We start from the raw sequence: 13,405 nt of genomic DNA on the forward strand, positions 1-13,405 counted from the left end.
ATATCAAATAAAAATTTTATACACAAATGTGATTAAGTGGAAAATATAGGTAATAGAGGTTTATTTAGGCTTTGAAATTTCCGGTTTTCAGATTCAAGAAGCTCTTTTTCTGCAAATACGACTGTCACGCTTTCCTGCATTTGTGGAGCAAGGTGAGTTTTAACTGCTTCTTTGACCTGCTCTCGAGTAAGAGACAGGACTTGATTGCGATACTGTTGCCTGATTTCAAGCGATTTGCCGCTGCGAAGCCAAGAATATGCGGTGTATGCGCGGCTTCCGGGGCTGATGGGGCTGTCCAGCCCTTGAATGATTTCCAGTTTTGCCTCTTCCAAATCCTCTTCAGAAAAGCTGCCTTCAGCAATTTTTTGTACAGAAAGCGCAAAAGCGTCTAGAGAAGAGGCGATGCAAGGATCGCGATAGGTGTAAAAAGTGAATGTTCCTTGTGTGGCATGATTGATCGCACCTGCTCCATAGGCGCCTCCTTTTTCCCGAATTTGAGGATGTAGGATCAGATTGTCGAACATTTTGGCTGCTGCGGTAATGGCAGGAGTATCGGGGTGTTTATAGGGGATGCTCCTGGTTGCTGTCGATGTGAAGGCAACAGGGGAAGCGATGATTCGTCCTTGCGATTCTACTTTTGGAATTTGATGATTAGTTATCCAGTGAGCAGCTTCCTTGGTTTCTATTTCGCAAAGGCCGTAACAATGCTCTTTTTTCAACGCTTCATAGTCGGAGGCGCTGCAGGAAAGCACCAAGTGGGGAGATCCGGCTCCAAGCAATCGATTTTGAAGTGATTGCAAAGATGTAATCAACGATTCCAGGCGGGAATCGAGGTTTTCCATCAGTTCTTTTAGAAAATGATAGTAAGTTAAGCCTCCCATTACTTGGTTGATCCGATTTGCGGGGCTGAATGGGGATGTGGAAAGTCCCATGGCGTAGCGAAGAGCGTTTTGAGTAAATTTGCTTTGCATGCCGGTAAAATGTTTAACGAGCACCTCTTTGATGCGAGAGGCATCGGTAAAATCGGTGGATGTTGTCATTTCTCGCAGCAGCTTGAACAGCTTGCCTTGGTTTCTCTTTAATGCTTTCCCTTCGATGGTAAGATAAGGATCCAGCAAGCTGGGATCACTTATCTGAGCATTGAGGGTTTCCGACACGCTGATGCCGCCAGTATGTGCTTGAATATACTCCAAATTCTCAATGTAGGAGCGGCCGCCGCAGCCCAATTGAGGAAGGAGAAGCGTAAATAAGCGTAAAAAGGGGAGCTCTTGCTCTTCAATACGTGGAAGAGGGAAGACCAGGTCGCTGTAGATGATCTCATTGGTGAAACAGTCGTGGTGGTACAGGGTAAAGTTGTTGAAGGCCTCTTGTTCAAGAGGAAAATTCATAGAATTTTTTGGCACATCTTTGAGAGAAATCTTGGGGAGGATATCGATATTGATCTCTTCCTGCTCTTTTTGAAAGGCGGAGAGCTCTGCTGCGCGTTTGACGAGAAACTCCTTTTGAGAATCATCAAGAGCAATTTCTTTTTCTTTCAGTTTTTTTTCTTCCAACTCCCTTTCTTTATTGTTTAACTCAGGATCAGGAGCGGCAAGGATGGAGACAAAATGAGGATTGTGGATGAAGTGCTTTGTGATCAGTTCACTTAGGTAGCGAGGATTTTTTTTGAGTTTTGCGAGCAAGTCATCGCAGAGGGAATGAACGAGAAGGCTGCTCTCCGGATTTCCACCGTGTTGCATCAAGAGGCCGCAGCGTAAAAAAAGGGAAAGACCGTAAGGGTAATGATCGCCGGTGATCTCGCTGCGGTGGAATTCTACCTGATGCAGGGCGCTTTGGATAAGAGTGTCAGAGAGGCCTTGCTCTGCGATCTCCTGCAACTTTTCTTTGATAAGAATTTTCAACTTCTGGATATTGTCAGGATTGCACCCTTTGACAACGATCGATACAGGAATTTCGCTGTTATCGTCGCCAACGCTTGCAAAGACTTGCTTGCACAAGCCTGATTTTAAAAGTGCTTTTTTAAGCGGCGCTGCGTCTGTTCCGAAGAGAACAAGAGTAATGATTTCTAGCGCTAATGTGGTTTCTTGCTCCAAAATCCCGCAGGTTAGCCACCCGAAAGCCGCCATTGCTTGCTCGGAAGGATCTTCATCGCGTGAAAAGGGGTAGCCGATCTCTTTGCTTTTCTCTTCTTGAAATCGCTTTTGTCTAGAAAGATGGGGGATCGGTTCAACTTTTTCCACTCCTGAGAGGATGTTTTTTTGAATAAAATCAAGGTGGCGCTCAACAGGGAGATTTCCGTAAAAATAGAAGAGGCAGCGGCTGGGATGGTAGAATTTGCTGTGGAAAGCTTTAAGTTCTTCGTAGGTAAGTTCCGGAATCACCATGGGGTCTCCTCCGGAGTTGACGCTATAGGTCAAATCGGGAAATAGAGCGTGGTCGATCGCATTGTACAACCTTTGATCCGGAGAGGCCATGGCGCCTTTCATTTCGTTGTAGACGATCCCTTTATATTCTAGAGGGCTTGAAGGGTCTTCGGGGATGGAAAACTCAAGTCGATGCCCTTCTTGAAGGAAACTGTATTCTTTGAGATTGGGATGAAAAACCGCATCTAAGTAGACTTCTAAAAGATTGTAAAAATCCTGAGGGACTTGGGATGCGGCAGGATAACAGGTGAAGTCGTCTCCCGTAAAGGCGTTCATAAAGGTGTTGAGGCTGCGTCTGGTCATGGAGAAGAACGGGTCTTTAACAGGGAATTTTTTTGAACCGCAGAGCACTGTGTGCTCTAGAATGTGCGCAACCCCGTTTGAAGTTTCGGGGATGGTGCGGAAGGAGAGGCAAAACACATTTTCCGGATCGTTGTTTTCGATGTGGAGAACTTTTGCTCCAGAGGGTTCGTGTTCAATTTCTCTTAACAGGCAATTGATTTCCGGAAGAGGGACTAATCTTTTCAGTTTAAATGCGTTGTAGGTGTCGCCGATCTTATTCAAAGCCATAATATATCCTTCATTAAGGTTTTGAAGATATCTTATTGTTCCTTTAATGCCAATGGTTTATAATAGTTCCTTATGAAGAAAGTTCATTTGTTGCCCAATGCTGTGACTGCTTTCGGCCTCTCTTGTGGGTTGTTTGTCATTTTTAAGTTGAATATGACTCCCATAGGAGGTGCGTCAATGCAGGTGCTGACGCAGACAGCGGGGATTTTGCTTCTTGCTGCGATCGCCGATCTTCTAGATGGGGGGATTGCACGGGCGATGAATGCTGAAAGCGAATTTGGCGGATTTTTTGATTCGATGGCAGACGCGGTCACCTTTGGTGTTGCCCCGTCGGTGATTGTGCTGAAGAGTTTTTCCGTTGAACCGGGGACTGAGCTATCGTTTTTTTTAACGATATCGGTCATGGTCTTTTCGTTATGCGGTGTGCTTCGGTTGGTGCGTTTTAGCGTTAGTGCGCAGACCGCTAAAGGAAGCGAGGATCTTTTGTCGGCGCACAAGAAAAATTTTGTCGGACTTCCCATTCCTGGAGCTGCGGCTGCGGCGGTTTCTTTGAATTTATTTTTAGCTTCCGATCTTTTCAACAGCCTTTTTTCTTTGACCGATGAGTTGCGGGCATCCTTGCTTGTTTTTGTCATGATTTCTCTTGGCTATTTAATGGTTTGCCGCTGGAAGTTTCCCAGTTTGAAAACACTTCGTTTAAAGGTGTTTTCGTTTCAACAGGTCTTTTTTATTGTTCTGATTGCTGTGGTGATCTTCTACGGCATCATGTACCATTTCGCAACGGTCTTTTTTATCTTTTCTTGGGGATATATTGCTCTTGCGATGACTTTGTCATTGATCCGGTTAATTTCTGGAAAACGATCCAAAACATTAGAAGATTTTGAGCCCGCCCCGGACGATATCGAGTTTACCGATCAATGAAATAAACGCCAAAGTCCTACGAGGACGCCGTGGATCGTGAGTTGGTCATGGCGAAGGGCGGTTTCCTCTTTTGACAGAGAAGTGATCAGCCGGACAGAGTTTCCCTCCGGAAAGTATTGTTTGACAAATGTGCGGCGGTCTTCCAAGGCGCCGATGATAATTTCTCCGGCAAGCGCCTCAGATCTTGCCTCTGTTAAAAGGAGATCTCCGTCTTGGATCATTTCTTGAGATAAAGAGTCTCCTTTGGCGCGAAGAACATAGGTTTTCTCTACATTGTGGACCAGGAATTTAGGAACGGTCAATGTCTGGGTAAGCGGAAATGTTTCAATCGGGACTCCTCCCATGATATGTCCGATGAACGGCAGCTCCGCTTCCGCAGATTCCTTTTGTTGGGGAGTGCTATCGCAAGGAGTGATCGAGCGGCGGCTGTTTTTTTTGGTCGTAATGGCGCCTTTACTCTGGAGAACACCCAAGTGTTTGGATACCGAGGCGATTGATAGGAATCCGAAGTGTTCCATGATTTCCCGATAACTCGGAGAGTATCTGTTGCTTTTGATATACTCCTGAATGTAATCGAAAATTTCCCTTTGCCTTTTGGTCAAACCCTTCATTGAGCAGTCCCTTTTTTTTCAAATAAAATCTTATCAAACATAAGGGCGGTCAACCACATGATCAAAGCTGTTGCGAGAATATCGGAAAAGAAATGGCCTCCTTGCAAGATGCGGGCGGCTCCAAGTCCGAAGCCTAGTAAAAGGCTGACAAAGGTTCCTAAAATTGAGATCCACGGCTTCTTCAAGCGTTTCCCTAAAAAATAAAAAGAGAAAAACGCAAATCCCATGGTGCAGTGGCCGCAGGGAAACGACTTCATCGATTTGGATTGTTTGCTGAAGTTGGGTTTCCAAAACGGACGGTACTCTTCTGTTCCTCCAAACTCGATCACCTGCCTTGGACGAGGGCGTCCCCAATGGTCTTTCAACAGGGCGTGGGTAATGAATCCTGCTCCGATTGCCAATGTGGCAACAAGGTAGAGTGCTTGCTTTCTATATCGCTTGTATTTGTTTACTAGATAAGAGACGATGAGTGCGATCAGGGAAAAGGCGATCAGCAGCTGCCCTGGAAGCAACCCCCATTTGAAGATAAAGTCAAGCAAGGGACCGGAGTGGAAAGAGTTTGTTAAATAGCTCATTTGCGACAAGGCAAGATCAATCGTTGAGGTAAAGGGAGCAATGAGGAAAAGCAGGGCGATAGGGGAGAACCACATCAAATGAGAACTGTTCATGACGTGTTTTGGTTATGGGGGTAATAGTACAATTCACTGTGTTCAACTTGGTCGAAGCAGGTGACAAAGGCGAGAACTCCACAGTTTTGCGATTGATTGATCACAAGCTGAAGGTAATCTGCGTACTCTTCATAGGAATCGCTGTTTTCAAAATGTTGGAGACATAAAAATGTTAAATCGGCTTTGCTGGAATACTTTTCCATGTAGAGAAACGGATCAAAAGCGTTCGATTCGTGGATGATTTTTGGAGTCATCTTCAAACGGCTTTTTGTCACAAACTGCTGAATATATTCTTTTAGAGGGTCTTGAGCGCTTGGATGTGGAGAGAGAACATTCAGGTACACTTTGGTGTTGCGCCATGTTTTGCTATCATAAAGGGTTTTTACCAAAGAAGCGGCCAGATTGAAGCTTTTGCTCGATGTACCGTCCCACCATAGATCAATCCGCTTTTTCGGGCTGATGGACGGCTTGATGAACCGCTTGTCTGCTACCTTCTTAGAGTCTTTAAAAAAAATCAAATTTTTTTGCATCGTACGGCAGGCATCGACAATTTCAATCAATTTTTCAATATCGGGATTTTCAACATCCAAGTCAACAAGAATTGTATTTGGTTGAATCGGCCCGATTCCGAAGGTCTTAATCATGTTCAGCATCCCTTCATGCAGAGATGGAGCAGGCAGGACTTCCAGCAGACAGCCGATATTTTGCTTCATGAAGTGATTCTCCAGAGATTGTCTGGAAGCTGCGATCTTTTCGGCGCTAGACCAAGTATCCTCAGGAACGATCGATCCGAAAGTCAGAATGCCGCTTCGTCTTGTCAGTTGGTGGGATAAGTGGACAAGTTTTTTCGATTGAGTCGGAGAAGAGGGGAATACCAAGAGCTGAGGATGCCAAACGATCGCGTATTCCGCAGGATTGGATAAATGGTAGAGTGCAAAGCGGGAGAAAAAGAAAACGACACTTTCTCTTAGATCTTGGAATCCGGCATCCAAATTGCGCTTTTGAAGCAATAGCAGGATTGCAATGACTAAAAAGATCGATCCGAAAGACCACAGAGGGGAGATGATAATCATGAGGAATAAAGAGAGAAAAACACCCAGCATGGGAATGGACCAATGGATTCTGAATTGCGGCCGCCAGCTTGGAGTGTTCATTAATTCTGCGATTGCTGCGATGAAATTCAACATGCCATAAGTGATTAGGCAGATCATTGTCAAAATGGGAAGAATTTGGTCTAGCGTAGTAAAAAGGATGATGAAAAGGGAAGCGATTGTTGTCAGCAGCAGAGACCAGATCGGCTCTTGATACTTGCCGATTGTCTTTGCGAAGACAACTGGTGCAACTCCGTCTTCTGCTAAGCTTTGAAAGATTCTCGGAGCTCCGACAAGGCTTCCAAGCGCACTGGAAAGAGTGGCGCAAAACACCCCTAGGATCACAAGTTTTGAGCTATAGGCATAGGAAACGAGCACGAAAGGATCAGATTTAAGTAGTGTCAACGGGATCTTTTGATAAACGAAGATCGAAAGCAGAGCGTAGGTGAGCGCGACAAAGATTAAAGAGCTGATATTTCCATAAGCAAGAGATTTTGCCGGATTTTTTAAATTGCCTGAAAGAGCCATGCCTGCCTCAATTCCGGTTAGGGCAGGGTAAAATAGGGCGAACGCTGCAAGGAAAGTGAGGCTGCCGCCTGGATAGAAGGGGGTGATATCTTTCGGAGCAGGGATCTGATTGGAAGACCCCAAAAAAACGGAGCCGATCGCTAAGAGAATGAGTGCAAAAATCACTCCTTGTGCACGCAGAGCAAGGGAGGTGGAAATACAAGCAAGTAAAGATAAGGCGATGAGAGCTGCGACTTCGACCTGTACTGGAGTGAAAGCTGGGAAAATGTCGCAAAAAAGGTATGCGAAACCGGTAATGGTCAAGGAGATCGAGATGAGTTGCGCAAGATAGACAGCAATTCCCACTGCACCGCCAAGTTCGATGCCCAATGTGCGCGTGATGAGATAATACACGCCTCCTGTTCCCACCTCCATGTTCGTTGCGATTGAAGCAATGGAAAAACTTGTGATCAACATGAAAGTCAGTGAAAGCGCGATGACAGCCAATTGAGGCCATAATCCGATGTGCGAGACGATAATCGGAAGGCGTAAAAATAAAATGACGCCGAACATCATCGTGACATTAGGGATGAATACCCCTTTGATGAGGCCGAATTTTTTATCTTCCATTAGTCAAAATTTTAATCATGAGTCGGCTCAAGCATATCATAGAAATAAGGACTGGTCAAATTTAACCGGCCAACGTAGAATCAGGCTCCGTTAATTGAGTTGATCTTGCCGTATGGATGTTATTTTTCATTTTTTTCTTTCTTATCTTCCTTGGATTTTGACGTCGGTCATGCTGTTTGCTTGCACAGGGGTTTTGGGTTGGCTTTTGTGGAGAAAAGAGGTTAGGTTGCGTACTTTTCAAGAAGAGAACCGGCAATTGCTTTCCAGAAGAGCCGAGCTTGAAGCGACTTTGGAACATGAAAGGAGAGCCCATGGAGAAAAAGTTTCCTTGCTCAATGAGGCTCAAACGAAAATGAGTCATGCATTCAAAGCTTTGTCCGTTGATGTCTTGAAAAACAATTCTGAATCTTTTTTGGAGATTGCCACTGCAAAATTAGAGAAGCTTCAAGAAGCTGCTAAGGGGGATTTGAGTGTCAAGCATTATGCGATCAAAGAATCTTTAGAAAAAGTGAATGATAAAATCCACATGTTGGAGAAGGCAAGGACAGATGCTTATGCTAGTTTAACGGAACAGGTGAAGTTGCTGGCCATGACACAGACTCGATTGCAGAGTGAGACTTCGAATCTGGTGAAAGCGTTGAGGCAGCCTGTTGTGCGCGGTCGTTGGGGAGAGATTCAGTTGCGGAGAGTGGTAGAAATGGCCGGGATGGTGGAACATTGCGATTTTTTACAGCAGGAAAGCGTTCAGTCGGAAAATGGGCGTTTGCGTCCGGATTTGATTATTCGGCTGCCCAATAATAAACAGGTTGTTGTTGATTCTAAAGCTTCATTAAGTGCATATCTTGAATCGCTGGAAATAGACTCTGAAAAAGAGAAGCTTGAGAAACTTAAAGACCATGCGAAACAGATCCGTCATCACATCACTCAGTTGTCAGCAAAAAGTTACTGGGATCAATTTCAACCCGCTCCCGAGTTTGTCGTTTTGTTTATTCCCGGCGAGACTTTTTTTAGTGCTGCTCTTGAGCAGGAACCTTCGTTGATCGAACATGGGGTTGAGCAGAAAGTTATTTTAGCAACTCCTACAACATTGATTGCTCTCCTCCGAGCTGTTGCCTATGGCTGGAGGCAGGAACAGATTGCTGAAAATGCTTTAGCGATCAGCGAATTGGGAAAAACACTGTATGAAAGAATTCGTGTGATGGGCGAGCATATTGAAGAGATACGAAAAGGGCTCGAGCGATCCGTCAATGGATACAATTCTGCAGTAGGGTCGCTTGAAGGAAGGGTGTTGGTGACGGCTAGAAAGTTTAAAGAGTTAGGCGCTTCTGCTGGAAAAGAGTTGCCGGTTCTGAAAAATGTCGATTTGTCTTTGCGTAAACTTTCCGAGGAAGTTTCCGATTCGGAGTATATAACCGATTAACTTTAAGAATTGATATACACACAACTTATCTATTTATCCCGTTAGACGATTTCTTTTTTAAATTCCTGAATCTTAATCATTTCATCTCTAACATCTTTCTTTTTATCAAGAGCCTTTGTTTTCCTTTCTTCAGAAATTCTCTCTTGCTCAAACAGAAATTCAATTTTTTGATTTAGTTTTTGTCTGTTTTTAGAGAATGCTTCGATCTGTCCTTGGAATATCTTGTTTGCAACAACTGTTTGATCTTTTTTAAAATTTGATGTGAATTCCTTCTGATTTGCGAGCTCTTTCAGCTTAATACCGGTTTTTTCTTCACTATCAACTTCTTTTTGCTGTCTAGCAATAAACGTTAGATGCGTCATTGCTTCAGAATGGATGTGTTTATACTGCGAATCGTTAAGAGACCCAATTGTTATGTCTCTACTTCCAAAATCACTGATGCATTCCGTTCCATCATCAGATTCCCTGTGTATTCTAATAAATTTTTTATCTAATTGTTTTGCCTCACCGGCTCTTGTCATCAGAACAGGTGCATGTCCTTCCTTTTCAAGCAAAAGACCTGCGAGAATTCTTTCTGAAGGGGGAAGTTGATCTTTTCCAAGTTTAACAAAACGGCTTGCATCATAAAAATCTATACACTCATGATCTGCAGAATCAATTTTTCTAATATCAGCAAATACTTCTGTTTTTTTTATTTTTTGAATCTTAATATCTGAACTAGAATTTTCTACACCCAGGGCAATTTCATGAAAAATACTTGATACACTAAATTCTTTAGTATTAGACTCTTTAGTCAACCCCACCAAGGAGATGGATATGACTGAAGAAGATCTTGATCAAGACACCAGCAACGCTTTTAGAAAATCACTTGAAGAACACTTTGGCTGCCTCGACGATTACAGACGACAAGGTAGCATAAGGTATCGATTAATAGACATTCTGTTTATCACGATTTGCGCAGTGATAAGTGGAGCCAATGATCTCAAGGCTGTGGCGATGTATGCGCAGCGCAAGCGCCGCTGGCTAACGAGCACCCTTGCACTTGAGGATGACGTCCCATCCTACACTACCTTTTGGACTATCTTTGTCCTATTATCCCCTGTTGCCTTGGAACAATGCTTCGTGCAATGGGTACGATCGAAAATCGGCGCAAACACGCCTGATGGCCACAATGTAAGCATTGATGGTAAAGCCCAGAGGGGAACTGCGAAAAAAGGCGAACCTCATTCATTTGTTCACATTGTAAGCGCCTGGGCTGCGACACACAACCTAACCTTGGGGCAGCTAAAAGTAGATGGAAAATCCAATGAAATAACGGCCATCCCGAAGTTGTTGGATATGATCGATGTTGCGGGAGCCACGATTACGATTGATGCGATGGGCTGCCAAACAGCAATCGCGGAAAAAATTGTAGACAAAAGTGGAGATTATGTTTTGGCTCTAAAGGGCAATCAAGGCCATCTTTCAGATGAGGTGGAAAACTACTTCGTCCAAGCGGAGCAAATTGATTTTGAAGGTGTTTTATGTAACGCTGTAGGGTCAAAACACTGTGCACACGGGCGGATAGAAATGCGTGAGATATACATTACAGAAGACATTGACTGGTTGCAGCAAAAAGAAGAGTGGAAAAACCTAAAATCCTTGATCATGGTGAAGAGTGAACGCATAATACCTGGGCGATCGACTTCGACTGAAAGGAGATATTACATATCAAGTTTGTCGGCAGATGCATTAAGGGTCGCCAATATAATACGAGGGCACTGGGGCATAGAGAATTGTGTCCACTGGATTTTAGACGTAGCTTTTAGGGAGGATGAACAGAACGCAAATGCAGGAAATATAGCTGAAAACATGTCGATGATAAGGAGATTATCGCTGAATCTTCTTAAGCAGGAAAAGACTGCTAAATGTGGGATTGAGATTAAACGTCAGATGGCAGGTTGGGATGATGAGTACTTGCTAAAAGTGCTGGGTGTCAAATCTTTTTCATGAAATCGCCCTGTTTCTACACCTGAATTGATGCTGACTAAGTCATCAAAACTGAAGTTCCCAAATCCATCAAAATTAAAGTCTGAGTTGCTTGATCCCCCAATTAAACTCATGTTTTTCCCTCTCTCTCTTGATTTTTCCAAAATCCCATTGTAAACATTATAACATATTTCAATTTATTTTTTACAATTTTAATTGATCTAAATTCTGAATTTCTCTATAATATTAAGAAACTATAAACTTAAATAAGGATGTTGTTATGTCAATACAAGGAGATTATCCATTCTCTATGAGCCCTCTTTTGGATTCTGGATTCAAAACATGGACAGTGGATTTTGAAGAAACAATTCAATATCAAATGGTCTATGTGCGTGAGTTTTCAGAGGATAAAAAACAAGTGATGATCAGAACTTTAGACTGGGAAAATGATGAATGCTTAACAAAAGCTAGAAATCTAGTTGCTAATCGATTAATCGGCGCCCTGCAAACCAATAAAGAAGGAGTAGTTCTTTGGGTTTCTGATAAGTTGAAGCCGAATTTTGAAAAGGGTAGAGAATTGAAAGTGGTTTATCAAGGAAAGGATACATCTACAGATATTTGTGATCTAAGAGGTATTGCTTTCTTAAATGAAACAAAGTTCGCAGAAACCACTCCTTGGTTTAGAGAATTTTGCATAAAGTCTGCGCAACGAAGAACAGAAAAATCATCTGTATAGGCTCATTTTTTCAATTGCACAAAAATGTTTCATCTATTTGACGAGGTTTCTACCTCGTCGAATGGATGACGTTAATTTTGTATAAATCTCCTCTATTTCATTTTTTATAACATGTAATTTGTTATTTTAATTCGACAAATTCATGATCTCATGATTTAATATAAGAAAAACTATGTTGATTGGATATGTGAGTGTTTCGTTGGGTTCGGATTGTCACCCCTGATTTTTGAAGTTAATTCGGTATAAAGTTACCTTGGAGTTTTTTTATGAAAAAACAGTTGTCGGGCATTGGAATCAAGCAGTCAGCTAAATTTATGGCTGTTTTATATTTTATTCTTTCTGCCATCTTTTGCATACCAGTTGGAATCCTTTTGATCATACAGGAAGGTTTTCAGGAAAGGGGCTACATCCTTCTTGTCCCGATCGTTTATGGATTACTTACCTGGATTTTTACTGCATTTGTCGCGTTTATCTATAATATCGTCGCGGATATGGTGGGAGGATTGGAACTTACATTAAAAGATGTTGATGAAACAATCTAAAAATATCCCTATCTTGCGATAGGGATATTGAACGCATTGTCTATTCTGCCTTTAGGATATAATAGGCGGGATAGGCAAAATTATTGTTTGGACGTAAGACAGCTTCCAACGAAACTTCCTGGCCGACATAATCTTGCAGGTTCACCTGAGTGCTGTAGATATAAGCGATCGGCAGGCGGTTGCCTCGGTTGACTAACAGGTAATCTCCAGGTTTGTTTCTAATCGGACGATCATAGGGTTCTACGATGCCGCGCAGTGCCATCGCATGTCCGCGCTGCTCTTTATAGAACTCTTGAATCGGACGATTTTGGTTATCTTTTGCCCACTTCTCGTAATAAGCAATCTCAACCGGAATCCAAAGCGCCATGCGTGCATTCACATCGGATGCTGCTTGTTCGTGCACCCACTTTTTATACACTTGGCTTGCATCGGCTTGGGAAGAATTTGCAGATGGTTGCTGATGATCCTGCATGGCTGTTTCCGATTGACCGCGATGTTTCCAATCAGTATCGGCCTTGCTCGCTTTGTCTTCTAAATAGTTGACTTTCTTATGAAGATAAGTTTCCTGAAACTTTGCAAGAGAGTCTTTTGCCTGCTTGACTTCGCGGGGAAACTCTGTGTATTCTTCAATAATTTTTTGGTAATTTTTAACCACTTTTTCCGGTTGGATTTCACTGAAAGGCTTCTGCAGTTCCTGCTGGCTGATGAGGTAGGTGCCATTAAGCAGGTCGTTGACATCGTTTTCCCTTTTTTCAAAATGGGCAAGGTAATCGGCGTCACCGATTTTCTCAACGAAATCTGCTGATACATAGAAGCGGGTCATTTCCGGGGGATCGATCTCGAGCCACTTGCTGTTTTTATCGCTGATCTTTCCTTTGATACGCTCTCCCATGTTTAACTGGCCGATCACAGGAGCTTCGAGATGAGGCTCGATCCTGACATTGACTTTATTTCCTTCCACAACACCGTCTAAAATATAGGTGCGGTATACATAAGCCTTTGTTCCATTTAAAGGTTTGATTGCGTAGAAGTCGTCTTCTTCTCCGGTCACAAGGAACATGTCTCCCCGATTCAGCTCTTTGATGATCGGGCTGTCGGTGGAGGCGCTAAGGCGAAGGCGGACGCGGTCGCGCGAGACTCTCCCTGTAAACGCTTTGCTATTATGATGAGCTGCCTTGTTGAAACCACATTCGGAATCCGTAGGGGACCCGTCGCTAAAAACGGGAGCACTGAATAAGGTTGAAGCAATAAATAGGTAGGATGATGCTTTGAGCATGTGATGTCTCCTAGGATATTTCTGTTTTGTGCACAAATCATC

Annotated in this window: 11 protein-coding genes; 5 read left to right on the forward strand and 6 right to left on the reverse strand. The window is 43.3% G+C overall.

Annotation, left to right across the window (positions count from 1 at the left end; translation table 11 throughout):
• Nucleotides 1-32 precede the first annotated feature (32 nt).
• On the reverse strand, nt 33-2,993 hold the full coding sequence (locus tag WCW_RS02360; RefSeq protein WP_013181589.1) for an insulinase family protein: 2,961 nt from the start codon (nt 2,991-2,993) through the stop codon (nt 33-35).
• 72 nt (nt 2,994-3,065) lie between these two features.
• Between WCW_RS02360 and WCW_RS02365 the strand changes: the two genes are divergently transcribed.
• Nucleotides 3,066-3,914 carry a CDP-alcohol phosphatidyltransferase family protein gene (locus tag WCW_RS02365; protein ID WP_013181590.1) on the forward strand — a complete coding sequence of 283 codons (849 nt, stop codon included), beginning with the start codon at nt 3,066-3,068 and terminating at the stop codon, nt 3,912-3,914.
• On the opposite strand, the gene lexA is transcribed toward WCW_RS02365, so the two are convergent.
• Genes lexA through WCW_RS02380 form a run of 3 tightly spaced genes read right to left on the reverse strand, consistent with a single transcriptional unit; the run spans nt 3,908 to nt 7,421 of the window.
• Nucleotides 3,908-4,525 (reverse strand): transcriptional repressor LexA, encoded by a 618-nt coding sequence (gene lexA / locus WCW_RS02370; protein WP_013181591.1) that lies wholly within the window; start codon nt 4,523-4,525, stop codon nt 3,908-3,910. The genes WCW_RS02365 and lexA overlap by 7 nt on opposite strands.
• Nucleotides 4,522-5,193, reverse strand: coding sequence for a phosphatase PAP2 family protein (locus tag WCW_RS02375; RefSeq protein ID WP_013181592.1), 672 nt, complete (start codon nt 5,191-5,193; stop codon nt 4,522-4,524). Before WCW_RS02375 ends, lexA begins: the two co-directional genes overlap by 4 nt.
• Entirely contained in the window at nt 5,190-7,421 is a 2,232-nt protein-coding gene (locus tag WCW_RS02380) for an APC family permease (protein ID WP_013181593.1), read from the reverse strand. Before WCW_RS02380 ends, WCW_RS02375 begins: the two co-directional genes overlap by 4 nt.
• 112 nt (nt 7,422-7,533) lie before the next feature.
• Between WCW_RS02380 and WCW_RS02385 the strand changes: the two genes are divergently transcribed.
• On the forward strand, nt 7,534-8,841 hold the full coding sequence (locus WCW_RS02385; RefSeq protein ID WP_013181594.1) for a DNA recombination protein RmuC: 1,308 nt from the start codon (nt 7,534-7,536) through the stop codon (nt 8,839-8,841).
• A 41-nt stretch (nt 8,842-8,882) separates the two neighbouring features.
• Here the strand turns inward: WCW_RS02385 and WCW_RS02390 are convergent, their stop codons facing one another.
• Nucleotides 8,883-9,638, reverse strand: coding sequence for a hypothetical protein (locus tag WCW_RS02390; protein ID WP_143876338.1), 756 nt, complete (start codon nt 9,636-9,638; stop codon nt 8,883-8,885).
• 19 nt (nt 9,639-9,657) lie between these two features.
• Between WCW_RS02390 and WCW_RS02395 the strand changes: the two genes are divergently transcribed.
• The 3 genes from WCW_RS02395 to WCW_RS02405 all read left to right on the forward strand — a co-directional run bounded on the left by WCW_RS02395 (nt 9,658) and on the right by WCW_RS02405 (nt 12,087).
• Nucleotides 9,658-10,833 carry an ISAs1 family transposase gene (locus WCW_RS02395; RefSeq protein ID WP_013181323.1) on the forward strand — a complete coding sequence of 392 codons (1,176 nt, stop codon included), beginning with the start codon at nt 9,658-9,660 and terminating at the stop codon, nt 10,831-10,833.
• Nucleotides 10,834-11,089: 256 nt separating this feature from the next.
• Nucleotides 11,090-11,545, forward strand: a complete 456-nt coding sequence (locus WCW_RS02400) for a hypothetical protein (protein WP_013181596.1) — start codon at nt 11,090-11,092, stop codon at nt 11,543-11,545.
• Nucleotides 11,546-11,811: 266 nt separating this feature from the next.
• Nucleotides 11,812-12,087 carry a DUF3566 domain-containing protein gene (locus tag WCW_RS02405; protein ID WP_013181597.1) on the forward strand — a complete coding sequence of 92 codons (276 nt, stop codon included), beginning with the start codon at nt 11,812-11,814 and terminating at the stop codon, nt 12,085-12,087.
• 40 nt (nt 12,088-12,127) lie between these two features.
• On the opposite strand, the gene WCW_RS02410 is transcribed toward WCW_RS02405, so the two are convergent.
• Nucleotides 12,128-13,363: an SH3 domain-containing protein gene (locus WCW_RS02410; RefSeq protein ID WP_013181598.1), complete on the reverse strand. Its 1,236-nt coding sequence runs from the start codon at nt 13,361-13,363 to the stop codon at nt 12,128-12,130.
• Nucleotides 13,364-13,405 lie beyond the last annotated feature (42 nt).

It is taken from the genome of Waddlia chondrophila WSU 86-1044 (assembly GCF_000092785.1).
Taxonomy (GTDB): Bacteria; Chlamydiota; Chlamydiia; order Chlamydiales; family Waddliaceae; genus Waddlia; species Waddlia chondrophila.